Below are 26,812 nucleotides of genomic sequence, written 5' to 3'. Positions count from 1 at the left end.
AAGGCAATGGCAAAATTTCTAAGTAAGGGTTTCTGGGAGTCGGTAGCGAGTATTATACTACGCAACCGTCCGTTAATAATCATTCTTGTCTTAGCGTTTACTGTATTTTTAGGATTTCAGTGGCGTCATATGAGATTTACATATACGGAGGCAAATCTTCTGCCTGATGACCACGAGGTAAATCTAGAGTATCAAAATTTTAAAGATAAATTTGGCGAGGAGGGTAACCTCATCGTGCTAGGTATACAAGACGAGCGCCTCTTTACCCCAGAAATACTTACCGCTTGGAATGAGCTCTCTGCTAGAATTGCTCAGGCAGATGCGGTTGCACTTTCTTTATCACTTAAGGATTTAAAAATACTAGACAAGCAAGAGGAGCCACAGCGTTTTGACCTTGTGCCTTTTATGACAGACAGTACGCTCACCGCAGAGAGTGCTGCTAGTTACAGAAAGTTACTCTTTGACGATTTACCTTTTTACGAGAATCTCATTTATAATAAAGAGACCGGTACCGTACGCTCTGCGGTATATCTCAAAAAAGATTTAATAAACACACCAGCCCGTAGGGACTTTGTGGTGAACGACCTCATCCCTGCCATTGCAGATTTTGAAGCGGCACACGACATTAAAGTTCGCACTAGTGGTATGCCTTACATACGCACACTAAATGCTCAAAACATTATAGATGAGATAGGCATCTTTGTGGGTGCAGCATTACTGGTGACTTCATTTATATTTTTCTTCTTCTTTAGATCTTACAGAGCCACTTTTATCTCTATGGTAACGGTGATAATAGGTGTGATGTGGGCTTTTGGATTTTTAGGATTACTAGGGTATGAAATCACTGTACTTACAGCGATCATCCCGCCGCTTATTATTGTTATAGGGATTCCTAACTGTATTTTCTTAATAAATAAATACCAGCAAGAGTATAAAAATCACGGTAACCAAGTAAAAGCACTCCAGCGAGTGATTACAAAAGTGGGTAACGCCACCTTAATGACTAACATTACTACGGCCTCTGGTTTTGGGACTTTTATCTTAACAGAGAGTTCGCTACTTAGTGAGTTTGGTGTCGTGGCGAGTATAAATATCATTGCGATATTTTTATTATGCCTCCTCATCATTCCTATTTTATATAGTTATATGTCTCCTCCTAAGGAGAAACACCTCAAGCACCTAGGTAAAAACTGGATAGAAGGTTTTGTAGACTGGATGGAACGTATGGTGCGCAACAGGCGTACAACCATTTATGCATCAAGTGTATTATTACTTGCATTAAGTATTATAGGGATCTATCAAATAAGTATCTCTGGCTCGCTTATAGAAGATATGCCTAAAAAGGCTGGCTTCTACAAAGACATCAAGTTCTTTGAAGAAGAGTTTGATGGGATTATGCCGCTTGAGATTCTTATAGATACCAAGAAAAAACAAGGTGTAATGAAGCTCTCTACCCTCAAACGAATGGAAGAGCTAAGCACTACTATAGAAGAGCAACCAGAGCTCTCTGCTCCTATCTCTATTGTAAATCTTGTGAAGTATGCAAAGCAAGCTTACTTTAATGGCAACCCTAAGTACTACCAACTCCCTACCAGCAACGAGCGCAACTTTATACTGCCGTATGCAAAGAGTTTTGATAATGACGAAAACCTTATGGGAGCCTATGTAGACAGTACTGGGCAATATGCTAGAATCACTACATTTATGAAAGATGTAGGCACAGACAAGATGGAGCGTGCCGAAGAAAATATACAGCTCAAAATCGATAAACTCTTTCCGGAAGAGCGCTATGAGGTGACAATGACGGGTACTGCTCTCGTTTTTCAAAAAGGAACAGACTACCTCGTGATGAACCTCGTGATAAGCCTATCACTAGCCATATTACTCATTGCTTTATTTATGGCGTGGATGTTTAAATCACTACGTATGATTATTGTATCCCTCATCCCTAACCTACTACCACTACTTGTTACAGCAGGTATGATGGGCTTTATAGGCATCCCTATCAAGCCATCTACGATTCTTGTTTTTAGTATTGCCTTTGGGATCTCTGTAGATGATACAATACACTTTCTTGCCAAATACAGACAAGAACTCAAAGCAAACAAGTGGAAAATTAAAAAATCTGTGTATGCCTCACTACGTGAGACGGGAGTAAGTATGTTCTACACTTCTATTGTGCTTTTCTTTGGCTTCTCGGTATTTATGATAAGTAGTTTTGGCGGTACAGTGGCACTAGGCGGTCTTGTGAGTGCAACGCTATTATTTGCAATGCTTGCAAACCTTCTATTATTACCATCACTCCTACTCTCTCTTGAGTCTGAAATTGCAAATAAAGATGTCTTTAAAGAACCTGCACTTCAAATTGTAGATCGTGAAGGTGATGAAGATCCGGCTGGCACTAAAACTAAAGACAAGCAATAAGCCTGTAAACACATACTAGTGACTATTACACTTTTATAAAGCTAAGCGCTAGCGCGTATCTTTGTAAAAAAAGGCGATGCTAGATCAATATTTTGACGAGGTAAAAAAGGAACTCTCCCTAGGTATTAATAAGAAAGGGCATCCTTTTAGATACCTTACTTTAGGCACGGTAGATGCAGGTGGTATCCCCCAGCTACGCACCGTAGTACTGAGGCAAGTACAAGACGACCTCTCGCTACGTATCTATACAGATAGTAGATCTTCAAAAATCGCTCAGCTGTTACAAAACCCTACGGCCAGTTTACTTTTTTATCACCCTAAAAAGTTACTTCAGGTCAAGGTGACCGCGACGGCAAGCATTATTACAGACCCAACAGAGCTTGCCAAATACTACACGGGTGTGCAACCTAATTCAAAAAAAGATTATACCACCGCACAGCCTCCTGGAGCTACCCTTTCAAATCCAGATGAAGTCTCTTATCTAGAAGCGACGCATTTTTTTACCATTATAGCATTTGCTCCTACACAGATAGAATACCTTCAACTTAAGAGGCCTAACCACATACGAGCATCGTTTACAAAGACTAATGATGAGTGGGAAGGACGCTTTATAAATCCTTAAAATTACGCTTTCGCGAAAGCGTACTAAAAACCCACATTACCACCGCACACAGCTAGCTCAAGTTAGGGTGTTTTACCTTACGCCCTACGGCAAAAAACTTTTATATTTGCCCACTGTCAAGCAAACCTGAAAAAATAACACATATGACACATACACCTATAGTAGAATTACTGAGTAGTGATTCTATTCATCAAGAATTTACCGTAAAAGGGTGGGTACGATCTTTTCGTGCAAACCAGTTTGTAGCTCTTAATGATGGCTCTACGATAAATAACCTACAGTGTGTGGTTGATTTTGAAAATACAGATCCTGCGTTACTTAAACGTATTACCGTAGGTGCTGCAGTGGCTATTACGGGTACCCTAGAAGAAAGTCAGGGTGGAGGACAACGCGTTGAGATTAAAGTAAAAGAAGTAGTAATAGAAGGTGATGCAGATCCAGAGGAGCTTAAAAAAACCATCTTATCGCCTAAGCGTCACACGCTAGAAAAGCTACGTGAGCAAGCACACCTAAGAGTACGTACAAATACCTTTGGGGCGATTATGCGTTTACGCTCTAAGCTCTCTTTTGCAATACACGAGTACTTTAATAAAAACGGATACTACCACGCACACACACCTATTATAACTGGTAGTGATGCAGAGGGTGCTGGTGAGATGTTTCGCGTAAGCGCACTAGATCCAGAAAACCCGCCACGTAAGGAAGATGGGACTATAGATTATAGCAAAGACTTTTTTGGCAAAGAGACCAATCTTACGGTATCTGGACAGCTAGAGGGAGAGACCTACGCGCTAGGTCTAGGTAAGATTTACACCTTTGGACCTACCTTTAGAGCAGAAAATAGTAATACCTCGCGTCACCTTGCAGAGTTCTGGATGGTAGAGCCAGAGATGGCTTTTTGTGATCTTGATGGCAATATGGACCTCGCCGAAGATTTTATCAAGTATGTGATAAGCTACGCGCTAGAAAACTGCCAAGACGACCTTGCCTTTCTAGAAGAAAGACAGACTAAAGAAGACCAGTCTAAGCCTGCGGCAGAGCGTGCTGCAATGCCACTACGTGAGAAGCTTCACTTTATAGTAGATAACAACTTTAAACGTGTGAGCTACACAGAGGCGATAGACATCTTACGTAATAGTAAACCTAATAAGAAAAAGAAATTTAAATACCCTATAAACGAATGGGGCGCAGATTTACAGTCTGAGCACGAGCGTTTTCTGGTAGAGAAGCACTTTAAGTGCCCTGTGATCTTATTTGACTACCCGGCAAATATTAAAGCTTTCTATATGCGCCTTAACGAAGATGGTAAGACCGTACGAGCGATGGATGTACTCTTCCCAGGTATAGGTGAGATGGTAGGAGGATCACAACGTGAGGAACGTCTGGATGTGCTTAAAGAAAAAATGGCAGCCTTAGACATCTCTGAGGAGGAGCTTTCTTGGTACCTAGACACGCGTAAGTTCGGAACGTGTACACATAGTGGTTTTGGCCTTGGCTTTGAACGCCTTGTACTCTTTGTGACTGGTATGACAAACATACGCGACGTGATACCTTACCCACGTTTCCCGGGTCACGCAGAGTTTTAGAAAAAAGTTTTTTAGTACGCTTTCGCGAAAGCATACACTCCGCATAAAATCCAATGTACTTAGGTATGTTGGATTTTTTTTGTAAAAGGGATCGCTTACTCGGGTGAAACATCCTCCCTAGCCCTCCTTCGAAGGAAGGGGCTTTAGTGGTGGTTTAGAAACAAATTCGGCTTTTGTCATCTCGACTTAAGGAGAGATCTTATTATCTAGCTCAGGCAGGTTGCTTACTCGTCGTTCTTATTCGGACTTGCTTACTCATATGCGATTTCTCCGCAAGGTCGAAATGACGAAGGGTTCAAGTTAAAGTTCAGCTTCAAGTTCGATTTCAAATTCAAGTTCAAGTTCAAAACCACTTTTCAAAATAAAATTTCTTTTTGATAAGCTTGAAAACGTAGTCATTACAATGATAAGTTGTATTTTGGTGACGAATAATAATCCAAATTAATTATCTAAAATCAAATTATTAATACGTCTTCTTTCTTTTACCCAGTAAGTGCTTCACTTTAACCCGTGATAAGCCTACAATAAATCCACAAGGAAAGACCACGTAAAATGTATCAAACTATGGCAGAGATACCTGACAACATTATCCCTGTACAAGAAGCAGATGACTTGTACAAAACTTATGGAGATGATCGCGCTCCTATCATTGAAAACAAAGTAAATGATCAATATAGAGATCAAGACCCTCCTTATGAAGCGACAAGATTTGTCACTGCAGATTATGAAAAGCTAAAAAAGTATATCGCTTTTATAGATCAAGAATCAAAAGAAGCTGGAGTAACCCCAGAAGGGCTACGTATCTATTTTGGGGCAACAGAACCTACTAAAGGAAAACCTGGCAGAGAGACGGTGTTCTTTAACCCAGTAGCCGCCTTTAAGGGCATAGATGGAGATATCTCTTATGCGATTCACACAGACTTAGATGGTAACAAACAGGCAATCACAGTAGGTGATGTAATAGATGGAAAAACACCTAAGGCTTCTGACACAGAATTAGTTAATGGAGATGTGCAAAGTCTCGCTGGAAACACGGTAACGTTCCCACCACCACCGCATTCTAACGATCCTAATGATTACCACTAGTAAATACCAACCAGAATAAATGCATCCACTTACGATTATAGCCTATTCTTCTGAAGTTATAGCTGCTATTTTGGCTAGTATTTATTTTTACAAGTATAATCACACTAACCTAAAATACTTTTTAGTTTATTTATGGTACAACGCTGCTAATGAATTAGGAGGGTTGTACCTTCTTAACCAAGGCTTTAAATTTGAACTTACTAATCTATTTTATGTAATAGCCGTAACATACTATTTAAGCGTTATAAGAATGGAAGTAGCTAGCCGTAACCTTAAACTAACTGCTAGTATTTTAATAATTGCATTCTTACTTATTGTAGTTTCTGACTTAAGCTTAAATGGTCTCTCTGAAGCGTGGAAAATGTCTAACACCCTAGGCTCCACCATCGCTATTATTGGCTTTCTGTTATATTTAATACACACGTTAAAATCAAGCAACCTTACAAATTGGTCACGTAATATGATTAATTACTTTGTTGCGGGATTTGCATTATTTTTTATTGCTGGCCCTGTAATTAATTTAGCTCGAGTCTTGTATATAAATAATTATGCACTTAACGTTAGTCTCTCATACATTATGGCAATTGTAGCAATTTTAATGTACACCATCTTCTCTTTTGGCTTTATCTATTCTAAAAAAGCATCTGAGTTAGAAGAGAACTAGGTTATTTCTTTTTTTTATGCTAGTGTGAGCTGTAACAACATTTGCCCTAGCTCCTACTTCCCATAAAGGGTCATTTACCCCTACCCCACTACCTATAAGGGTAGTATAATTGTGTTTCCCTAGCTTGGTTTAAGTTTTAACACTAACCTAAAACCAATTGTACAAATGAAAACAATTAAATTACTGGCCTTACTTTTTGTAAGTGTCATCATCCTTGAGGGCTGTAATGAGAAGCCCGCACATCCCACTGAAGGTGGCTCAATACCACCACCTAAGATTATTATAGACGTTCAAGAAGCTGAGGATATGTACCATCGTTATGGCAAAGACATAGTACCCATTTTAGAGAAAAACAATCCAAATCTTAAAGCGACCAGATCGCTTTCTATAGATTATAATACACTTAAAGATTATCTCGCCTTTATCGAGCAAGAAGCAGAAGAAGCAAATAAAACTGAAATTACAGGACTGCGCATTTATTTTGCCAAATATGACGACTCACAAAATGATGGAAGAGCTACTGTTTTTCTCAATCCCATAATGGAAGCTGGCGCAAGAGGTGACCTAATAGACGATGTTTCTTTTGCAATTAAGACAGAAAATGGAAAGAGCACTGCGGTTCCAGTAGGAAAATTAATAAAAAAACCAACTACTGGATCAAACAGAGCAGACTTAACAATGCCTATACAGAATGGAGTACAGAGTCTTGCGGCGAATGATTTTCCGTGGAGTCCACCACCGAATAGTGACCCCGATGATTATCAATAGGATAAATGAACGAAGAGTTTAAAATAGCAGGTATAATATCTGAATTTACAGCAGCAATTTTTGCTTCTATCTATTACTATAAATATCGTAATTCTAGACTTAAATTGCTGCTGTTTATTTTATGGTACATTCCCCTCAACGAGATGTTAGCTCAGTATCTTTTTGCAAGGACAGCAACTGGATACTTGTTAAAGAATCTCTATCGGATAATAATTCCCGCAAGTCTAATATTTCTAATTGGAACTCAAATCACACAAAGTTTAAGAAAAAAAATTGTTTCTATTTTTTTCTTCTTATGTGTCATTATATTCATAGTGAGTATTTATTTTGTAAACCCTCTTAAAGAATTTTCTAGTACTAATTTTACAATTTTCACTTTTATAGTGTTAGTATCTCTATTAATCTACTTTATTGATCTATTAAAGTCGGATAGGGTCTTAAAAATGTCAAGAGATCTTTTTCTATGGGTCGCTCTGGGGTTTTTAATTTTCTTTATTGCCTACCCTGTAATTTTATTGGCAAGAGAGTTTGTAAGTGACGGAAATAAAATACATAGGTCGTTAAATTATATTCAATTTACAGTGGCCATATTATCATATCTTACGATTGCCTTTGGATTCTATTATGGAAATAAGGTAGAAATCAACAAATAAATATTAACATTTAGAACAAAACATTGTACACCCTGTGGATTACCTAATATACATAGTGCTATTATTTGAGTTTGCTGCCGCAATCTCTGCCACTGTATATTATAAAAAGTACAAGTCAACCCCATTAAAATGGATGCTACCGCTTTTATGGTATATCGCCATTAATGAGTTTACTTGTCACATACTACTAGCGCCCTATAGGTTTGAGATACTTTATAACTTTTATGAGGTTATCGTTTGTTTAGGCTTATTAATAATCACAAGATTGCATTTATCACATCACACACGCATCGCTATAGCAAATGTATTAATCATAATAAGCGCTATCGCATTTACTATTACTGCGATTACTCAAGACCCTTTTAAAGACTGGCCTGTGTTCTCATTTACGTTATCTACTATTTTAATCATTATAGCACTCACGCTATACCTAGTGGAGCAATTAAAAAGTAATAAAATTGCAGCATACACCAGAGATATCTTTTTGTGGGTATGTATTGGTTTTTTAATATTCCACATTTCATATCCCGTCATTATGTTTTCGCGATACTTCCTTGTTATGGATAGTGTTTTCATATATGAGGCAATTTTTCTTATTCAATTTATTGCAGTAATTGCGTGTTATGGCACGATTGCATTTGGTTTTTATAGAGGAGTACATTCAGCAACATTAATAAAGCGCACTTTATGATTAAGGAAGAAGTTCTTGTCATATGGCTGGTCTGCGTGACCATTTTGTTTCTACTATTTTTAGTAGCGACTTTGTTTTGTGCAATTGCGCTGTATTACCGTTTTGATAATAAGCCGCGTGTACGGTAAATGGCGTTTCTCTCGTTTTTTTAAAATTTGGTTTTGAGTACGCTTTCGCGAAAGCGTAATACAACACTCCAGCGTAAAAAATCTTACAAAATGAAAATTTCTAATTTACTACCTTTCAATCTCATCAAATAAACCTCACTCCTTGAGCACCCTAATGTACATATCTGAAATTATAGCGGCACTTGTGGCAACTATTTTCTTCTACAAGTACAAACACCTACCTATAAAAACGATACTGTACATACTCTGGATAGCCGTTATTACCGAAGGTATGGCTAGAGTTTACTCACATTACTACCACAATAATCACTGGGTATATAATCTGTATGCGTTCTTGTTTTACACCTTATTTTATAAAATGATTTATGATCATATAAAAAATAAAACCAGAAAACGACTCGTACTAGTTATTGCTACTATAATGATGACCGCAGTAATTATACGAGGTTTTACTGTGCCTGTAATTACATTCTATATGAGTAAAACGTATAGTATCGCAATGGTGGTAATGGTGTTTTTACTTATGATTTATGCCGTAGAGCGCCTTAAGAGTGATGACAGTTTGCGGGTAAAAAATGAGCTAGCGCTTTTTGTTTTTACAGCTTATCTGGTTTTTGGTATTTCCTTTATTCCTCTGGCTCCTTTTTTGACAGGGCAGATGGACTTTAACTACTCCAGAGCTATGCTAGATATCTTGAGGGGCGTACAGACTGCGGCCTTACTGTTTGCAAATGCCTTACTTGTTTTTGGCTTTATATGGACAAAACCAAGAGCAAGAGAAGTCTTATAAGAGAGCTTTCTAGATGCAAATTTTAAAGCTCATACTGTAAACTAAAGGGCAAATGCCCTATGGTGAATGCGTACCAAAATAAGTATCTTGAACTCTTAATTTAATCACACCCCAATAGCAATCTATGTTTCTGATTCAAGATCAAGATAGCGGCACTCTTTTTATAGTGCTTGTTGCCATCACCATTTTACTACTACTGCTGGTTGTTGTTGTAGTACTATTTTCTGTTTTTATGAAGCGTAAAAACAGCTTACTGTTAGAACAAGAAGAGGCAAAACAACGTTTTGAAAGAGAAATTACAGAAACGCAGATAGAGATACGTGAGGAGACACTACGTAACATAAGCTGGGAGCTACACGATAATATAGGGCAGCTACTTACACTAGCAAAAATACAAACACAAAACTCTGGTGGTAGCCAGCAAGATCTAGACGAGGCAGTGGCAACCATAGGTAAGGGTCTTACGGAGATACGAGCACTGTCAAAACTCATAAACCCAGAGGCGCTTAAAAATATGTCTTTACCAGAGGCACTTAACCTAGAGCTAGAACGCTTTGAGAGAATGGCTTATTTAAAACCATCACTCAAAATATCTGGCAGCCCAATAGAAATAGATAAAAAGATTGAGACCATTATCTTTAGAATATTGCAAGAGTTTTTTACAAACACCATAAAGCACTCTAAAGCTACTCATCTTGATGTACTCCTCAACTATAGAGGTGACAACGTACTCATTACCGTAAAAGATAACGGAGTAGGTTTTGATTATGAAAAAGCCAGGGCAAAAAATGGTATAGGCCTTACTAATATAGAAACACGCGCAAAGCTTATAGGCGCTACCATACAATATATGTCACAAGTTAATGAGGGCACAACGCTATCACTTAACTATAAAACACAATCATTATGAAAACAATAGTTATTGTAGATGATCACACATTACTTAGCCAGGCCATAAGCGGCTTAGTAAATTCATTTGAAAACTTTAAAGTGCTTTATACCTGTAAAAATGGGCAAGAACTACTAGACAACCTAAAGTTTGAAAACAAGCGTCCAGACATAGTACTTATGGATGTAAATATGCCTATTATGGACGGTATTGAGGCTACTACAAATCTCAAAGAGCTCTATCCAGACATACTAGTGCTTGCGCTCTCTGTAGAGGAGGATGATCACACCATTTTAAAAATGATACGCGCAGGTGCAAAAGGATACCTCCTTAAAGACACCGAAAAAAAGGTGCTAGAAAACGCTCTTAATGAACTTATCATAAATGGGTATTACCATACTAATACCGTGAGCCAGCTTCTTGTAAAAAGCCTAGATGGAGATAATAGAGATGAACTTAGGGATAGAGAAATAGAGTTTATAAAACACGCCTGCACAGAGATGACTTATAATGAGATTGCATCTGTAATGTTTTTAAGCCCTAAGACGGTACAGGGATATAGAGATAGTGTATTCTCAAAACTAAATTTAAAAAACAGAACAGGTCTTGTTATTTATGCGCTTAAAAATGGCTTGTTTAAACCTTAACTACACATATTATATGGCCTACCAAACCTCCATAAATATATGATTTGTGGAGGTTTGTTTTTTTAGTGGATGTGTAAACACACCCATCTTTTATATATTTTGCATAGACACAAAATAATAAAAAGGGAGGCTTTCCCCCAAAAGCCTCCCGCTTGCTATCAAATACTAAATTCTATTGCTAGAACTACGATTCATTTGGATGGCAAGTTGTTAGGTATAAAATTAGATGATATTTACCCATTTTACAATTATATATAACGTTATTATTAGGGGTAAATGCCCTATTTATAAAACTACACATTTGTAACAGCCCTGTGGGCTACGTTTAACAACACATCCGTAAGTATCTCAAAATCAATATCTTTTAACCCTTTGTAACGTAGTGACCTAAGATTTTTCCTTTTTTCGCCTCCTACAAGTACCTCTTTATGAACAGTTATTTGCACTCCACGCGGAAAACCCACGTCTATAAACGACTTTCTAAAGTTGAGAAAACAAAACATTTTACCATCTAACATATAAAATGGTAAATTCCATTTATAGGTCTCCTCTACCTCAGGCACGGTACTTTTTATAATGGCTTGTAGCTCTATAAGCATTGTGCGCCAGGGCTCTGGTTTTGAGAGTATATATACTTGAGCAGGATTCATTACTTACTTGATTTTGGTAGTCATAATGGTTTTATCTACGCTTTCGCGAAAGCGTTATATTATTCATTCTCCCACACATACACTATGATAACAGCTTAAGGGGTTTAATGATGTCAAAATATCAAAAAAAACTATGGTGATGAATGCTTATCTTTCGCCTAATATTTCTCTTAAATATAAGACAAATTATACATTCTTATGATAGACTTATCAGGATTAGACATAGCCATTATTGCGCTACTTTTTATCATCATACTAGGTGTTGGGTTTTATGTAGGTAAAAGCGCCGGAAAAAACACGACTCAATATTTTCTATCTGGTCGCAGTATGCCCTGGTGGTTATTAGGTCTATCTATGGTTGCTACAACCTTCTCTACAGATACGCCTAATCTGGTGACAGATATTGTGCGTACTAATGGTGTGTCTGGTAACTGGGTATGGTGGGCATTTTTAGTCACTGGACTGCTCACCGTTTTTGTGTATGCAAAGCTGTGGCGCAAGTCTGAGGTAAAGACAGATATTGAGTTTTATGAGCTGCGTTATGGCGGTGCTCCGGCGCGGTTTTTAAGAGGTTTTAGAGCCATCTATTTAGGTATTGTTTTTAACGTACTGGCTATGGCGGGTGTAACCCTAGCTGCCATAAAAATAGGTGAAGTGATGCTAGGTCTTGACCCAGTAACAACCGTGGTAGTAGCTGGTGTGATTACTGTACTCTTTAGCGCCATAGGAGGGTTTAAAGGTGTGGTATATACAGATTTTATATTGTTTTTTGTGGCGATGGCAGGAGCCTTTGGCGCGGCATATTATATTGTAGGTATGCCAGAAATAGGAGGGCTTGAAGCGCTTATTACACACGATAATGTAAAAGATAAAATTAATATTCTTCCAGATTTTAATAATACAGAGATGCTCATCACGTTACTTATTATACCACTAGCAGTACAATGGTGGAGCTCTTGGTACCCAGGATCTGAGCCTGGCGGTGGTGGTTATGTTGCACAACGTATGCTCGCTGCCAAAGATGAAAACCACGCCATAGGTGCAACTTTCTTTTATAACATTATGCACTACGCGCTACGCCCCTGGCCGTGGATTCTAGTAGCACTAGCCTCACTTATAGTATTTCCAGACCTCGCAAGTATACAGGAAGCCTTCCCAAATATTTCTGAAGATAAGCTAGGGCAAGACCTTGCCTACTCTGCAATGCTCACAATGCTACCTAGTGGCTTGCTAGGCCTTGTGCTTGCATCACTATCTGCAGCATATATGAGTACGATAAGCACACACCTTAACTGGGGAGCATCATATGTGGTAAATGATGTGTATGCACAACAAATTAAACCGGAAGCGACAGAGAAGGAGCTAGTCGCTGTAGGTCGCATCACCACAGTGATACTTATGGTAGTGAGTGCAGGTATCGCACTGGCGCTTACTAATGCGCTACAGCTTTTTAATATTATACTAATGTTTGGAGCAGGTACTGGGCTCATCTTTATACTGCGCTGGTTCTGGTGGCGCATTAATGCGTGGACAGAGATAAGCGCGATGCTCGCCTCTGGTATCATTTCTATACTTATAGAATTTACCTCGCTGGGAGAAACACTTTTTGGCACTAGCGGGATGATGCCTGGCTATGCTAAGTTTCCTTTTGTGGTGTTTACCTCAACGCTTATATGGCTTGTTGTCACCTATCTCACAAAACCAGAAACTAAAGAAACACTTTATGCGTTCTATAAAAAAACGCAACCAGGTGGGCCAGGCTGGAAAGGAATTGTCACCGCTGCAAACCAAGAGGGAGTTACCATCGTACAACACACAGAAGCGTGGAGCGTGCCTATGGGAATAGTCGCAATGCTACTAGGCTGTATATTAATTTACGGAACGTTGTTTACCACAGGTTACTTCATTTATGGCCAACTTACTAATGCACTCATAGGGCTTAGTTTTTGCTTCACTTCTGGAGCCTTACTGATTGCGGTTTGGAAAAAAATAAAAGGAAAAGTACTCTAATGAAATTATCTCTTATTATCACCATATTGTGTTTGAGCCTAGGGCTGCAAGCACAAGAAACGACAGACATATACGAGCAGGCTATTGGTCTTGTAAAAAAATCATCAGCTTTTAAGCAAACTGGTGCGACAGCGATTGCTACGGGTTCAAAAACTATAAGCTTTACAAACCAAGCCTATGCATTTTGGCTAGATGGTCTAGACACCCGTTTTAATGACAAGGATTTTGAAAACTTCTTTGGTGATTTATATCAACCTAAGGAGATAGAAAGCTTTAAAAAAGCTGGAGACAAAAGAAGATCAAAATACCAGCTATATGTTTCTGAAACAGATACAGATCTGTTTGTGATAGAGATGCTTTCGCGAAAGCGTAAACGCAAAGCAAAGTACCCTAAGTTTTTTCAAGGGCAAAGCATCTCATTTCTTTTTGAAAAAACGAGTAATGGAGGTGTGCGCCTTATTGAGACGTTAACCCTACAAAACAATTAGACAATGATAGATTGCCAGCCTATAGTAGATAAAACGTATAAGAAGGTACTCGCTATGGAAAATAGCGGCAATGTAGCAAGCTACATACCAGAACTTGCTAAGGTAGATGATACAAAATTTGGCGTATGTCTCACCACCCAGAACGGTGAGGTGTTTACTGCGGGTGATGCGACTGTTAAATTTTCTATACAGAGTATTGCAAAAGTGCTATCACTTAGTCTAGTGCTTTCTAAAATAGGTGATGACCTATGGAAACGTATGGATTTTGAACCCTCTGGAACTGCCTTTAACTCACTAGTGCAACTTGAGAGTGAGAATGGCATCCCTAGAAACCCGCTTATTAATGCAGGAGCTATTGTGGTATGTGATATTATTTGTGAGCTTTTTGATAACCCAAAAAAAGCATTGCTGGATTATGTACGCGAGGTATCTGGCATAGAAGATCTTCAGTATTCTGAAAATATTGCTCATTCTGAACAGCAAACGGGTTATCGCAACTTTGCACTTGCAAATTTTATAAAGTCATTTAATAACATTAAAAATACCTGTGACCAGGTTACAGACCTATACTTTTACCTATGTAGTATCGAGATGACGTGTGAGCAACTCTCATATACGTTCGGCTTTCTTGCAAACCGTGGGAAGCAGTTTAATACAGGCAAAACAATTGTCACGCCTAATCAAGCCAAACGCATTAACGCCATTATGCAAACCTGTGGTTTTTATGATGAAGCTGGCGAGTTTGCTTATAAAGTAGGCTTACCAGGGAAAAGTGGTGTAGGTGGTGGTATGGTAGCCATACTGCCTGGTAGCTATGCAATTGCTGTATGGAGCCCAAAACTTAACAAACAAGGTAACTCCTATAGAGGAATGAAGTTCTTACAATACTTCACAGATGAAACACAGGATACGGTGTTTTAGGAGCTAGAAATTATTTTTAACCTTTTGAGCACACAAGTATTCTCTTTTCTTCTAAAGTCGTTTCCCGCTTTTCATTACAATTCCTCATTCTGCTAGCGCTCCATTGCGGGATTTCCATTGCAATCGGGGCTAAAGAGTTACACAATACCCCTCTTAATTAATTTGACTGTCACTTATTTTATTGAATAAAACAAATCATAAGTCTCATTCGAATTTTAGCACTTTAAAAAAGTTCTTAAAAAAACATTGTAATACATAAATTAGTATTAACTTTGAATTTCAAAGTACTTTAATATGGAATCGTCAAAATATTTAGAAGACATTGCCAGCATCAAAACGATGATGAGCAAATCTTCACGTTTTATGTCATTGAGTGGATTATCTGGTATACTTGCTGGGCTTTATGCCCTTATAGGCGCCTATATTGCTTATAGATTGCTAGCGTTTAATACAGTACCCGCATACATTCTTGAAAAAAGTAGAGATAATACTACAGTAAATCTTCAATATGGCTTAGAAAATCCCTTAAATATTTTCTCTTATGGATATTCCAATACATTAGCTGGTCAACTAATTATAACTGGACTTATTGTCCTAATTATGGCTCTAGTCACAGGAGGATTTTTAACGTTGAAAAAAGCTAGGAAAAATAATGAAAGATTATGGGATTCTTCATCAAAAAGACTCCTCATAAATTTTGCTGTTCCTTTAATTACGGGAGGTATATTTTCTATTGTACTGATACAATATGGCATTGTAGGTCTTATTGCACCAGCCACCCTCATATTTTATGGCTTAGCCTTAATCAACGCAAGTAAATACACTTTGGGCGATATCAAATACTTAGGACTTGCAAACGTTATTATTGGTCTAGTTGCTACTCAATTTATAGGTTACGGTTTGTATTTTTGGGCACTAGGCTTTGGTATATTTCATATTATCTACGGTACAATAATGTACCGCAAATATGATAAAGGAAATTAACATCTTCTAGATAGCGTAGACTGCATACCACAATAAATAAAAGTTACAACATCATAATAATGTCCATCATAAACAATATAAACAAAGCTTTTGATCATCGCATCCGTCTAGGGATTATGAGCGTGCTTATGGTAAATGAAAAGGCAGATTTTAAAGAACTAAAAGAGCTTCTAGGTGCAACAGATGGTAACCTTGCAAGTCACGCAAAAGCTCTAGAAAAAGAAACTTACATTGTAGTAAAAAAAGCATTTATAGGTCGTAAACCTAACACAAGTTATAGTGTTACAAGCAAAGGTAGAAATGCATTTAAAAAACATATTGAAGCCCTTGAAAAGTTATTAGGAAACAAGTAATACTATTTTTTTATCATTTTCACTTTGAAATACAAAGTACTTTACACGTCATTAAACATATCTAACAAAATTTAAATACTTATCATTATGAAAAAATTTATAATAAGATGTCTAGGCGCCCTGCTTTTCAGTTTATTATTTTATGGGCAAAATCTCGGTGTCAATATGCTTTTGTTTTCTATAATTGTAGTATTGGCTGTAATCATTATACGTCCAGAAACAAAATCAAACAAATCATTCCTATTATCTGCAACTTTATACATAATAAGCTCGATTTTCGTGTTTACGGTGAACAGCTTTCTTGCTATATCTAGCTGCATACTAGCCTTTATAGTCTTTGCGGGCAGTATTTCAGGACTAAAAAATGCTGTTTATATACAATGGCTTAATGGACTGTATCAATCCACCCTAGGCTTTTTGCATCAAAAAATCAACCCTAGCAAAAAAGTGCCAAATCTAGAAAGTAGTTATAATTACAAATTTATTTTTCTAACGACTACCATTGTTATCACTCTAGTTGTCATTTTTATATCACTCTATGGAAAAGCAAATCCTATACTTGGAGAGTGGGTAAACGCTATTAATCTTGATTTTATAAATTTTAACTGGATACTAATTACTTGGATGGGATATTATTTAATTACGAATCTCACCTCAAAAGCAGAACTCGATATAATTACTACCATAGATCGAGATGCTTCTACTTTTTTAATACCCAAAGCTATCTCTAAATTGAACGTCGGCAAGGTCCATCAAGAAAATATACTAGGTACAGTTCTATTGGGCGCTCTTAACACTCTCATAATAATTTTCATAACTACAGACGTTTGGTATGTTCTGAATGATCCACTTGCAAATGCCGTTACACTTTCCACCACTGTTCACGATGGCGTGTCTGCACTCATAACATCCATAGTTATAGCAATTACAACCATTTTAATTCTATTTCGTGGAGATCTTAATTTTTATAAAAAAAATAAAAATCTCAAACGTCTAACATATTTATGGATTGCCCTTAATATTTTAATCATTCTATTAACAGCTTATAAGAACTATTTATATAGTAGTGGTTTTGGGCTTACTTACAAAAGAATAGGCGTGTTTATATATTTAGCATTGTGCATTTCTGGAATGATTACAACATCTTTTAAAATTTTCAACAAACAAAATCTCTTATTTATGCTTAAAGCAAACACAAGAGTAGCTTTCATCCTTCTTATTTTAATATCAAGTTTTAGTTGGGATCGTACTATTACTACTTATAATTTAAGTAAAGTTGAATCTCCAGATATCAATTACTTACTTTCAATAGGAAACAGCAATGGGGATTTACTATATGCTTTCGCGAAAGCACATCCAGAAAAAATTATGAACCGCTCCAGTATAAAAAACAATTATAAGCAATGGCAAACATCACTATCTGAAGAGACTTGGCAATCTGCCACACTTGTAGGTATATTAAACACAAACTCTCGTCCTTATAAAAATCAAACAAAATACAAATAGACAGATACAATTATTTAGAAAATAGCTTTATAATATTATTAAGGAGAATCTAGAATATGAATCACATACAACCTTCCACACATCTCATTATCGCATTACTAATAACTATTTTACTCATAGTAGTTTTATGGTTTTATAAAAAGAAATTACTTGCCAGTCGTAAATGGTTATTTATAAATCCTATCCTTTTTTTATGCGTTTATTTTATTGTTGTGAGTGCTGCTTTATATCAAGACATCTCCCAACAGCTAACCTTGCAAAAATTTGATCTCAACCGTGACGGATTTTTCAGTGGTAATGAGATTACTCCACAACAATCTGAAGCAATGCAAAAATATGTTTCTGACACTGGTAGAACATTTTCGGTTATCTCTGGATTACTATTTGCGGGAACTATCACTATTATGATATCTCTAGGACGAGTTGTTATAAACATCTTCAAGTCCAAATGAACATCTCCATTAAGTACATCACTCTCTTTTTAGTTCTTTTTGCTATTGAAGTTATTATAGCAACATACATACACGACAATTTTATAAGACCCTACTTAGGAGATACGATTGTTATTGTATTAATCTACGCCTTTGTGATGGGGTTTTTCTATGTAGGTCACAGCCTCTCAAGCAAAATTAAAGTTGCCTTTTATGTATTACTATTTGCATTTATAATAGAGGGATTGCAAGCCTCTTCTTTTATTTATAAGATAGGCCTAGGAGATCAAAAATGGGCACAAGTAATCTTGGGCACTTCTTTTTCTTGGTGGGATATTGTAGCATACATAGCGGGCTTTATCGCAATAGTATGTGCTGAATGGGTTATAAACAAAAAGAAACAAGCTTCACACTAACGGCTTGCTAGCTCTAAGCATCTCACGCTTGCCTGGAGGTCCAGGCAGTCGCTCTACTACAAAACCTGCGGCTTGCATTGCCCTACGGGCTGCTCCTTGAGCACAGTAGGTAGTAAGTACTCCTCCTGGAATTAAGGCTTCATACATTTTTGTAAAGATCTCCTCTGTCCATAAAGTGGGCTGCACTCTTGGGCCAAAGGCATCAAAATAAATAAGATCAAAAACCTCACCATCTGTAATATCTTCAAAACGCTGTGTGCGCTTAATGAGTGTAAAATGATCACTTATATTTTCTGGTTGCTCCCAGGCAGCGTCGTGCATCTCATTATAAACTTTTGTAGCATCCTCTTCCTCTAGCTGGCTAGCATACTCCATAGCTTGAGCTTCTTCTTGAGAGACAGGATAAGCCTCTGCTCCTACATAATTAAAAGACACATTATGTTTATGCGCCTCAAAATAGGTAAGCAAGGCATTGAGACCTGTACCAAAACCCATCTCAAGGATAGCTATTTCTTTTTTTTGTGGATATGTAGTTACATAGTGAGCAAGCCCAGTTTTAAGAAAAACGTGTCTAGCCTCTTGTATCGCACCGTGTTTAGAATGATACTGCTCATCCCAGTCTGGTATGTGTATGGTCTTTGAGCCATCTGCCGTGGTAATTATTTCTCTTTTCATTTTTCTTTTGAGGTTATTGCTTTGCGCAACATATAAAAAAGGGCAGGCTTACACCCACCCTTTTAAAACTATTTCGAGTTACTTCTTATTCTGATTTAAGAAGAACACCATCTGCCATAAATCTTAATTCTCTCTGTGGCTCTGTAATGGCTGCAATCTCATCTTCAGACTTGCCACCGTCTTTTGCCATATGTCTCAACTCATCTACAGATACTTCTTCTAGATATGCCTTGCCTTCTACAATCGCTTCTCCTCCATCTGTATCTGTTGGGACAAAAAATCCGTAATCTTTAAATTTTACAAACACCTGCTCCTCACCAGCTATATCCAGTCGCATCCAGCATCCTTTTGAAACACAAACAGCGTTTACTGGAGCCTGAAATTTTACAACCGCCGTATCACCTTCGGCAAGTGAAGCATATTTTTCGGCAATCTCACTTTTAGTTAATGTATTTTCTGGAGATATCGTTGCTCCATAGCTAGCATAATCGTTTTGAGCAATCGTTTGATTTGTAGCTAGTTCTTCATTTTTTTCTGATTCCGCTTTCGCGAAAGCGTCATTACTCCCCTCTTCTCCTTGTTTACAACTTAGTAATGTCAAGAAAATTAAGAATATCGTTGCACATAGTTTCATAATCATTTGGTTTTAAGTTTAACATCGTAAAATTATGCAAAAATCAATCACCGAGTATGACAAATCACTAAATTTGTTACTATGGAAACAACCTCTACTCTTAAGATTACAAAGCGAGACAACAGCAAAATTGCTGATGTTGATTTTAATAACCTTGCTTTTGGAAGCGTTTTTACAGACCATATGTTTTCTGTAGAATATGTAAACGGGCAATGGCAGCAACCAGAAATAGTACCTTACGGACCTATCTCTATGGATCCTAGTGCAAAAGTTTTTCACTACGGTCAAGCTGTTTTTGAAGGGATGAAAGCTTTTAAGGATGATCAAGGAGATATCTTCTTATTTCGTCCAGAAGATAACTGGGAGCGTATCAATACCTCATCTGCACGTTTAGCAATGCCAGAACTTCCTAAAGAAGTTTTTATGGAAGGTCTTGTGGAGCTTCTTAAACTAGACGAAGCTTGGATAAAAGCTGGAGATGGTAATTCTTTATACATACGCCCTTTTCACATTGCAACACAACCGGGAGTATCTGCATCACCATCAGACAGGTATAAGTTTATGATTATTCTTGCGCCTGCTCAATCATACTACTCTGGTGAAGTAAGCGTAGTATTTGCCGAAAAGTATAGCCGTGCCGCGAGTGGTGGTGTAGGTTATGCAAAAGCTGCAGGTAACTATGCTGCACAATTTTACCCTACAAATCTTGCAAAAGAAGAAGGATACCAGCAGGTAATCTGGACAGATGCAAATACACACGAGTACCTAGAAGAAGCGGGTACGATGAATGTATTTTTCCGTGTGGGAGATAAACTTCTTACAGCACCTACTAATGATACTATCCTTAATGGTATCACACGCAAGAGTATCATACAACTGGCAGAAGCAGCAGGTATTACTGTAGAAGTAAGACCAGTGGCTGTAAAAGAGATTGTAGAAGCTGCACAAGCTGGTGAGCTTAAAGAAATTTTTGGCGTAGGTACTGCTGCAGTAGTAGTTCCTTTTAAGAGCTTTGCTTACAAGGGTGAAGATCACAAACTCAATGCACCAGAAAACAGTTATGGAGTACAGTTTAAAAAAGACTTAAACGACATACAATATAACCGCACAGAAGATAAATACGGATGGAGAGTTGCTGTAAAGTAGTACTTCACCATACATAAACAAAAACCGGAATGGCAACTGCTGTTCCGGTTTTTGAGTTTCTACAAGGCTATTATACTAAGAGACTAGAGACTTTTTATTACCTTGTAAGCATTAATAAAAACAACCATCTAGATTATGAGAAGAGGTAGCGGTCTTAAGATCAGGTTACTTATAGGAGTTGCCATTGTTGCATTTGCACTTTTTAAAAACTGTAGCAACAAGGAAGAAAATCCTTATACGGGTAAAACCCAAAGCATCACAATGTCTCCAGAAGAGGAGATTGCCATAGGCCTACAACACGCGCCTGCTATGGCAGAGCAGCACGGAGGCTTACATCAAGACCAGCAGTTACAAGCTTTTGTAGATCAAGTAGGTCACAAGCTCGTACAAGAAAGTATGGCTAGAGAGACACCTTATAACTATGATTTTCATTTATTGCAAGATGAGCAAACGGTTAATGCATTTGCATTACCAGGTGGCCAGATTTTTATCACTTATGCCCTACTCTCAAAACTTGAAAATGAAGATCAAGTTGCTGGAGTACTAGGTCACGAGATAGGCCACGTACTAGGTAAACACAGTGCAGAGCGTGTAGCAAACTCAGAGATGTGGTCTACCATCTCTATGGGTGCAGAAGTAGGCGGAGGTATGGGAGGCGCAGCAGGTGCCATAGGTCAAAACATATTACTAGGTAATGGTCGTGATGACGAGTTAGAGAGTGATGATCTAGGCGTGCGTTTTATGATACGCGCTGGTTATGACCCGTACCAGATGATAGGTGTGATGAAAATACTCAAAGCTGCAAGTGGTGGTAGCCGCCAGCCAGAGTTTGCAAGCACACACCCAGATCCAGAAAATCGTATAGAACAAATCAAGGAGAGCATCCAGAAATATGGTTATACGGGACCAGCGACTATGTAATAATATACTCGCAACCGTTTTCGTTAAAACCCCTTTAAAACCTCGCACCCGCGAGGTTTTGTTTTTATCTTTACTACTCAACCTAAGACGATGAATAAAAAAACAATCCTAATGATACTAGATGGCTGGGGAATGGCCCCAGACAAGAAAGTATCTGCCGTAGACCAGGCACAAACGCCTTTTATAGATAGCCTTTACAATAAGTACCCGCACGCACAGCTACTCACTCACGGTGAGAATGTAGGCCTGCCAGAGGGCCAGATGGGTAATAGCGAAGTGGGCCATATGAATCTAGGTGCCGGGAGGATTGTTTATCAAGACTTTGCAAAGATCAATAAAGCACTTAAAGAAGACACCCTCAAAGATGAGCAAGCGCTTAAGGATGCTTTCGCTTTCGCAAAAGAAAACAACAAGTCTGTTCACTTTCTCGGTCTCGTTTCTGATGGAGGTGTACACTCACACATTGAGCATCTTAAAGGACTTATTCTCGCTGCCGAAAATGCAGGAGTGCCACAATCTTTCATTCACGCGTTTTCTGATGGTAGAGATGTAGATCCAAAATCTGGAAAAAAGATGATAGGTGATATTTCTGCTTTCGCGAAAGCGCACAACGCACAACTAGCATCCGTAATAGGTCGCTACTACGCAATGGACAGAGATAAACGATGGGAACGCGTTGCACTTGCATATAATCTAATTACCAAAGGAGCGGGAACACCTACTAAAGATATAGAACAAGCTATACAAGCCAGCTATGACGCAGGTAAAACAGATGAGTTTATAGATCCGCTTTTTGTGACTCAAGATGGTGAGACCATCTCTACCGTACAAGAAGGTGACGTAGTGATTTTCTTTAATTTTAGAACAGATCGCGGTCGCGAACTAACAGAGATGTTATCTCAAAAAGATTTTGCAGAGCAAGACACAAAAAAGCTTGACGTGTATTATGTTACAATGACTAACTATGATGACACCTTTAAAGGCATTAAAGTTATTTACGACAAAGACAACCTCGTAAATACCCTTGGTGAAGTTTTAGAAAGCGCAGGCAAGAAACAAATACGCATCGCAGAGACAGAAAAATACCCTCACGTAACCTTCTTCTTTTCTGGAGGGCGTGAAGAACCTTTTGATGGAGAATCTAGATTGCTAGCTCCCTCGCCAAAAGTTGCTACCTACGACTTACAACCAGAAATGAGCGCTTTTGAGATACGTGATAAAATTGTTCCAGAAATAAACAAAGGAGAGGTAGACTTTGTGTGTCTTAACTTTGCAAATCCAGATATGGTAGGTCATACGGGTGTGATGGAAGCCGCAATAAAAGCCTGCGAGACAGTAGACAGCTGTACAAAAGATATTGTAACCGCCGCCGAAGAAAATGATTATACTGTAATCATCATTGCAGACCACGGTAATGCAGAGGTGATGATCAACCCAGATGGATCGCCTAATACGGCACACACGACAAATCCAGTACCAGTGATACTAGTCGATAAAGACATCAAGAAAATCAACAATGGTATTCTATCTGATATTGCGCCTACGGTTTTAAAACTGCTAGGCGTACCACAACCAGATGTGATGGATTGTGTACCTTTAATCTAAAATTTATGAAAATGAAAAATATCTTTTATACAGGGTTGCTAGCTGTAGTTCTTGTAAGCTGTAATACTTCAAAAACAGCTACAGAAACCCAGGCTACGGCGCCAAAAGAAGGAAAAGCTACAGTGATTTCAAAAGGTAATAGAATTGAAAAACCTACCACCCCAACAAAACCTGCCTTACCTGCAAGGCCTGCACCTAAAGTAAAGACAATGCTCGTGGGTAAGGAAGATCGCACAGCACTAGAGCAACCACCATTTGGAAGCTGGTACAACACAAACTATGCACGGTATAAAACTGATGATGCACTTATACCAGAAATCACAGAAGAGATAGAAGGCGTTACTATAACAACTTTTATGGGAACTTGGTGTGGAGATAGTAAGCGTGAGACACCTCGTATGTTTAAAATACTAGACAATGCGTCTTTTAGCAAAAAAGACCTTACACTTATTACTGTAGATCGCACAAAGAAAAAACCTACTGAATTTACAGCAGGAAATAACATTATACGCGTTCCTACTTTTATCTTTAAAAAGGATGGAAAGGAAATAGGTCGTATCGTTGAGCGTCCTGTAGAAAGCTTAGAAGCAGATATGCTTAAAATTTTAAAAGGAGAATCTTACAAACACGCATATGAAAATTAAAATAATTGCTCTTGCCGCTCTTACCGTACTATTAACAGCTTGTAATGAGCACAAAACAGTAGAGCAAGTTACCGAAGAGCTAGAAGAAAAAGTAGCTACAGAAGCACCTCTAGAGGAAGAGGCGCCTATACTTATAGGTGAGTTTAAAAGAGACACCCTCGAGTCTCGTGCTTATAATAAATGGTTTATACAGAGCTATAAAGATCACACACTAGATACAGAAAGTCTTCCTGCTTTAAAAAAGGGACTTACAGATGTACGTGTCACCGTATTTATGGGAACCTGGTGTGAAGATAGTCAGCGTGAGGTACCTGCCTTTTTTAAAATGCTTGATGAAATAGATTACGATAGTGACCTTATTCATATAGTAACCGTTTCTGAAGATAAAACAGAACCTGCAGAGCTAGTAAATCATAAAGAAATAACAAATGTTCCTACATTTATATTTACTAAAGATGGTAAGGAGCTAGGCCGTGTGGTTGAGTATCCGTTAGAAAGTCTAGAGAAGGATATGGTAAAAATACTCTCAGGTCAAGAATATAAACACGCTTATGCGGAGTAATATGAACAACCTTTAGATTATCAAAACCCTTCATAAATTATGAAGGGTTTTATTTTTTAGTACTTGTAAAAAGCTAGACAATATTCTTTAGTTTAGCCACACTAACATTAATCAAAAAACACAATTAATTTATGGAATGGTATTTAAAGGTAGTACGAGACAACTATGCAAATTTTGACGGTAGAGCACGTCGTCAAGAGTACTGGATGTTTTATTTATTTAATATGATATTTACTTTCTTACTGTATATCCCTCTCATAGCAGGGGCAGCGATGGAGAGTGAAGCTCTTATGATGGCAGGCGGTTTACTGCTTATGCTTTATATACTTGCAATAATAATTCCCTCTATAGCCGTATCGGTGCGAAGACTGCACGACCAAGATAAGAGCGGCTCTTGGTACTTTGTTACCTTTATACCTATTATAGGAGGTATCTGGCTCTTAATACTTATGGTTACAGAAGGAACTCACGGACCTAACCAGTATGGACCAGATCCTAAAGGAGATCTTATTCAGTAAATAACAATAACTACTTTAAAAAGGGCTTCTATAAAACTTATAGAAGCCCTTTCTTATTATATAAACGTAACCGTAGTTCTTTTTGTAATTTTGCATAAAATTTTAAGTGATTAAAGAAACACAAACCATAGCGGTAGACTTTGACGGTACCATTGTAGAAAATGCGTATCCTAAAATTGGTAAGCCATTATTATTTGCTTTTGACACACTTAAAAAATTACAGCAAGAAGGGAATTTATTGATTCTATGGACCTATAGATCTCAAGATAAACTAGAAGAAGCTGTAGCCTTTTGCAAAGAAAATGGACTCACCTTTTATGCGGTAAATAAAAGCTATCCAGAAGAAGTAATGAGCCCAAAAATAAGCCGCAAGATAAATGCAGATATCTTTATAGACGATAGAGATGTAAGAGGTATGTTAGGCTGGGGAGAAATCTACCAGAAACTAGGCAAAGGACAAGAACAAACCCAAAGCCTTAAGGCAACACAGAAAAAAAAGAAAACACCAAAAAAGAAAAAATCTAAAGGTGGCTTTATGGCACGTATAGAAGAGCTTTTTAAAGAAGATTAATAGCAATGGCAATCATACAAAAAACCAGAGAAGAAATAGAATTGATGCGTGAGAGCGCCCTTGTAGTATCACGCACACTAGGGATGCTAGCTGGTGAAGTAAAGCCGGGTGTTACCACGCTCTACCTTGACAAACTAGCCGAGGATTACATAAGATCTCAAGACGCCATACCAGGCTTTTTAGGTCTTTATGATTTCCCAAACACGCTATGTATGAGTCCTAATGAGCAGGTTGTACACGGTATCCCAAATGACAAGCCACTTGTAGAAGGTGATATTATCTCTATAGATTGTGGTGCTATAAAAAACGGATTTTACGGTGATCACGCCTATACATTTGAGGTAGGAGAAGTAAGCCCAGAAGTAAAAAAATTACTTGAGGTAACTAAGCAATCTCTTTATGTTGGTATAGAACAACTCAAAATAGGTAACCGCGTAGGTGATGTAGGATATGCTATTCAAAAATTTACCGAAGACCACGGTTATGGAGTTGTACGTGAGCTCGTAGGTCACGGTCTAGGTACTACAATGCACGAAGACCCAGAAATGCCTAACTATGGTAAACGTGGTCGTGGCAAAAAGTTTATAGAAGGTATGGTAGTTGCCATAGAACCTATGACTAATATGGGAACAAGAAACATAAAACAGCATAATGACGGCTGGACAATCACCACTCGCGATAATCAACCTAGTGCTCACTTTGAGCACGACGTTGCCATTGTAGATGGTAAACCTGAGCTGCTATCTACGTTTGCATACATTTACAAAGCATTAGGCATAGAGAGTGATGAGGAAACTCCTTTTCGCCAGCAAGCGCTAGTATTATAAGC

30 protein-coding genes are annotated in these 26,812 nt (G+C 38.0%); 27 read left to right on the top strand and 3 right to left on the bottom strand.

Annotation, left to right across the window (positions count from 1 at the left end; genetic code table 11):
* Nucleotides 1–6: 6 nt before the first annotated feature.
* The 11 genes from ACFO5T_RS11700 to ACFO5T_RS11650 all read left to right on the top strand — a co-directional run bounded on the left by ACFO5T_RS11700 (nucleotide 7) and on the right by ACFO5T_RS11650 (nucleotide 10,948).
* On the top strand, nucleotides 7–2,424 hold the full coding sequence (locus tag ACFO5T_RS11700; RefSeq protein WP_380034577.1) for an efflux RND transporter permease subunit: 2,418 nt from the start codon (nucleotides 7–9) through the stop codon (nucleotides 2,422–2,424).
* Between the two features lie 76 nt (nucleotides 2,425–2,500).
* The gene (locus ACFO5T_RS11695) at nucleotides 2,501–3,046 is read left to right on the top strand and encodes a pyridoxamine 5'-phosphate oxidase family protein (protein WP_380034575.1); all 546 of its coding nucleotides are present in this window, start codon (nucleotides 2,501–2,503) and stop codon (nucleotides 3,044–3,046) included.
* Nucleotides 3,047–3,189: 143 nt separating this feature from the next.
* On the top strand, nucleotides 3,190–4,632 hold the full coding sequence (gene asnS / locus ACFO5T_RS11690) for an asparagine--tRNA ligase (RefSeq protein WP_380034573.1): 1,443 nt from the start codon (nucleotides 3,190–3,192) through the stop codon (nucleotides 4,630–4,632).
* 564 nt (nucleotides 4,633–5,196) lie between these two features.
* Entirely contained in the window at nucleotides 5,197–5,718 is a 522-nt protein-coding gene (locus ACFO5T_RS11685) for a hypothetical protein (protein ID WP_380034571.1), read from the top strand.
* Between the two features lie 19 nt (nucleotides 5,719–5,737).
* The gene (locus ACFO5T_RS11680) at nucleotides 5,738–6,382 is read left to right on the top strand and encodes a hypothetical protein (RefSeq protein WP_021778106.1); all 645 of its coding nucleotides are present in this window, start codon (nucleotides 5,738–5,740) and stop codon (nucleotides 6,380–6,382) included.
* Nucleotides 6,383–6,547: 165 nt separating this feature from the next.
* Nucleotides 6,548–7,150, top strand: a complete 603-nt coding sequence (locus ACFO5T_RS11675; RefSeq protein ID WP_380034568.1) for a hypothetical protein — start codon at nucleotides 6,548–6,550, stop codon at nucleotides 7,148–7,150.
* A gap of 5 nt (nucleotides 7,151–7,155) precedes the next feature.
* On the top strand, nucleotides 7,156–7,803 hold the full coding sequence (locus tag ACFO5T_RS11670) for a hypothetical protein (protein WP_021778104.1): 648 nt from the start codon (nucleotides 7,156–7,158) through the stop codon (nucleotides 7,801–7,803).
* A 34-nt stretch (nucleotides 7,804–7,837) separates the two neighbouring features.
* Nucleotides 7,838–8,494, top strand: a complete 657-nt coding sequence (locus tag ACFO5T_RS11665) for a hypothetical protein (RefSeq protein ID WP_021778103.1) — start codon at nucleotides 7,838–7,840, stop codon at nucleotides 8,492–8,494.
* 282 nt (nucleotides 8,495–8,776) lie between these two features.
* Entirely contained in the window at nucleotides 8,777–9,412 is a 636-nt protein-coding gene (locus ACFO5T_RS11660) for a hypothetical protein (protein ID WP_038597388.1), read from the top strand.
* 124 nt (nucleotides 9,413–9,536) lie between these two features.
* Entirely contained in the window at nucleotides 9,537–10,322 is a 786-nt protein-coding gene (locus tag ACFO5T_RS11655; RefSeq protein ID WP_380034565.1) for a sensor histidine kinase, read from the top strand.
* Nucleotides 10,319–10,948: a response regulator transcription factor gene (locus tag ACFO5T_RS11650; RefSeq protein ID WP_035325623.1), complete on the top strand. Its 630-nt coding sequence runs from the start codon at nucleotides 10,319–10,321 to the stop codon at nucleotides 10,946–10,948. The genes ACFO5T_RS11655 and ACFO5T_RS11650 overlap by 4 nt, the downstream gene beginning before the upstream one ends.
* Before the next feature lie 293 nt (nucleotides 10,949–11,241).
* Here ACFO5T_RS11650 and ACFO5T_RS11645 read toward each other — a convergent pair whose 3' ends face one another.
* A complete protein-coding gene (locus tag ACFO5T_RS11645; RefSeq protein ID WP_380034563.1) occupies nucleotides 11,242–11,598 on the bottom strand; it encodes a DUF1801 domain-containing protein in 357 nt (118 codons plus the stop codon).
* 198 nt (nucleotides 11,599–11,796) lie between these two features.
* On the opposite strand from ACFO5T_RS11645, the gene ACFO5T_RS11640 reads away from it, so the two are divergent.
* From ACFO5T_RS11640 to ACFO5T_RS11605, 8 genes are all read left to right on the top strand, one after another.
* A complete protein-coding gene (locus ACFO5T_RS11640) occupies nucleotides 11,797–13,608 on the top strand; it encodes a sodium:solute symporter family protein (RefSeq protein ID WP_375252637.1) in 1,812 nt (603 codons plus the stop codon).
* On the top strand, nucleotides 13,608–14,096 hold the full coding sequence (locus ACFO5T_RS11635; protein WP_380034561.1) for a hypothetical protein: 489 nt from the start codon (nucleotides 13,608–13,610) through the stop codon (nucleotides 14,094–14,096). Before ACFO5T_RS11640 ends, ACFO5T_RS11635 begins: the two co-directional genes overlap by 1 nt.
* Before the next feature lie 6 nt (nucleotides 14,097–14,102).
* A complete protein-coding gene (locus tag ACFO5T_RS11630; RefSeq protein ID WP_375252644.1) occupies nucleotides 14,103–15,017 on the top strand; it encodes a glutaminase in 915 nt (304 codons plus the stop codon).
* 294 nt (nucleotides 15,018–15,311) lie between these two features.
* Nucleotides 15,312–16,001, top strand: a complete 690-nt coding sequence (locus tag ACFO5T_RS11625; RefSeq protein ID WP_380034559.1) for a hypothetical protein — start codon at nucleotides 15,312–15,314, stop codon at nucleotides 15,999–16,001.
* 59 nt (nucleotides 16,002–16,060) lie between these two features.
* Complete coding sequence (locus ACFO5T_RS11620) at nucleotides 16,061–16,354, top strand: winged helix-turn-helix domain-containing protein (RefSeq protein WP_380034557.1); 294 nt, start codon at nucleotides 16,061–16,063, stop codon at nucleotides 16,352–16,354.
* A gap of 87 nt (nucleotides 16,355–16,441) precedes the next feature.
* Nucleotides 16,442–17,860: a DUF4153 domain-containing protein gene (locus ACFO5T_RS11615; RefSeq protein WP_380034555.1), complete on the top strand. Its 1,419-nt coding sequence runs from the start codon at nucleotides 16,442–16,444 to the stop codon at nucleotides 17,858–17,860.
* A 56-nt stretch (nucleotides 17,861–17,916) separates the two neighbouring features.
* Entirely contained in the window at nucleotides 17,917–18,312 is a 396-nt protein-coding gene (locus tag ACFO5T_RS11610; RefSeq protein WP_380034553.1) for a hypothetical protein, read from the top strand.
* Nucleotides 18,309–18,707, top strand: a complete 399-nt coding sequence (locus tag ACFO5T_RS11605) for a ribosomal maturation YjgA family protein (RefSeq protein WP_380034551.1) — start codon at nucleotides 18,309–18,311, stop codon at nucleotides 18,705–18,707. The genes ACFO5T_RS11610 and ACFO5T_RS11605 overlap by 4 nt, the downstream gene beginning before the upstream one ends.
* Here the strand turns inward: ACFO5T_RS11605 and mnmC2 are convergent.
* Nucleotides 18,699–19,382 (bottom strand): tRNA (5-methylaminomethyl-2-thiouridine)(34)-methyltransferase MnmC2, encoded by a 684-nt coding sequence (gene mnmC2, locus ACFO5T_RS11600; protein WP_380034549.1) that lies wholly within the window; start codon nucleotides 19,380–19,382, stop codon nucleotides 18,699–18,701. The genes ACFO5T_RS11605 and mnmC2 overlap by 9 nt on opposite strands.
* An 85-nt stretch (nucleotides 19,383–19,467) precedes the next feature.
* The gene (locus ACFO5T_RS11595) at nucleotides 19,468–20,016 is read right to left on the bottom strand and encodes a DUF4920 domain-containing protein (RefSeq protein ID WP_375252633.1); all 549 of its coding nucleotides are present in this window, start codon (nucleotides 20,014–20,016) and stop codon (nucleotides 19,468–19,470) included.
* An 81-nt stretch (nucleotides 20,017–20,097) separates the two neighbouring features.
* Here ACFO5T_RS11595 and ACFO5T_RS11590 point away from each other — a divergent pair, with 81 nt between their 5' ends.
* From ACFO5T_RS11590 to map, 8 genes are all read left to right on the top strand, one after another.
* Nucleotides 20,098–21,162 carry a branched-chain amino acid aminotransferase gene (locus ACFO5T_RS11590; protein WP_380034547.1) on the top strand — a complete coding sequence of 355 codons (1,065 nt, stop codon included), beginning with the start codon at nucleotides 20,098–20,100 and terminating at the stop codon, nucleotides 21,160–21,162.
* A 135-nt stretch (nucleotides 21,163–21,297) separates the two neighbouring features.
* Nucleotides 21,298–22,083: a M48 family metalloprotease gene (locus ACFO5T_RS11585; protein WP_021778090.1), complete on the top strand. Its 786-nt coding sequence runs from the start codon at nucleotides 21,298–21,300 to the stop codon at nucleotides 22,081–22,083.
* A 90-nt stretch (nucleotides 22,084–22,173) separates the two neighbouring features.
* Nucleotides 22,174–23,688, top strand: coding sequence for a 2,3-bisphosphoglycerate-independent phosphoglycerate mutase (gene gpmI, locus ACFO5T_RS11580; RefSeq protein ID WP_380034544.1), 1,515 nt, complete (start codon nucleotides 22,174–22,176; stop codon nucleotides 23,686–23,688).
* Between the two features lie 11 nt (nucleotides 23,689–23,699).
* The gene (locus ACFO5T_RS11575; protein WP_380034542.1) at nucleotides 23,700–24,332 is read left to right on the top strand and encodes a thioredoxin family protein; all 633 of its coding nucleotides are present in this window, start codon (nucleotides 23,700–23,702) and stop codon (nucleotides 24,330–24,332) included.
* Complete coding sequence (locus tag ACFO5T_RS11570; protein ID WP_298353706.1) at nucleotides 24,322–24,894, top strand: thioredoxin family protein; 573 nt, start codon at nucleotides 24,322–24,324, stop codon at nucleotides 24,892–24,894. Before ACFO5T_RS11575 ends, ACFO5T_RS11570 begins: the two co-directional genes overlap by 11 nt.
* Before the next feature lie 131 nt (nucleotides 24,895–25,025).
* On the top strand, nucleotides 25,026–25,412 hold the full coding sequence (locus ACFO5T_RS11565; RefSeq protein ID WP_380034540.1) for a DUF805 domain-containing protein: 387 nt from the start codon (nucleotides 25,026–25,028) through the stop codon (nucleotides 25,410–25,412).
* Between the two features lie 109 nt (nucleotides 25,413–25,521).
* Nucleotides 25,522–25,983: a BT0820 family HAD-type phosphatase gene (locus tag ACFO5T_RS11560; RefSeq protein ID WP_035328802.1), complete on the top strand. Its 462-nt coding sequence runs from the start codon at nucleotides 25,522–25,524 to the stop codon at nucleotides 25,981–25,983.
* Nucleotides 25,984–25,988: 5 nt separating this feature from the next.
* Nucleotides 25,989–26,810: a type I methionyl aminopeptidase gene (gene map / locus ACFO5T_RS11555; protein WP_380034538.1), complete on the top strand. Its 822-nt coding sequence runs from the start codon at nucleotides 25,989–25,991 to the stop codon at nucleotides 26,808–26,810.
* Nucleotides 26,811–26,812: the final 2 nt, after the last annotated feature.

The organism is Dokdonia genika (assembly GCF_042652845.1).
Taxonomy (GTDB): domain Bacteria; phylum Bacteroidota; class Bacteroidia; order Flavobacteriales; family Flavobacteriaceae; genus Dokdonia; species Dokdonia donghaensis.
This window is presented reverse-complemented; position numbering and strand designations above follow the sequence as displayed.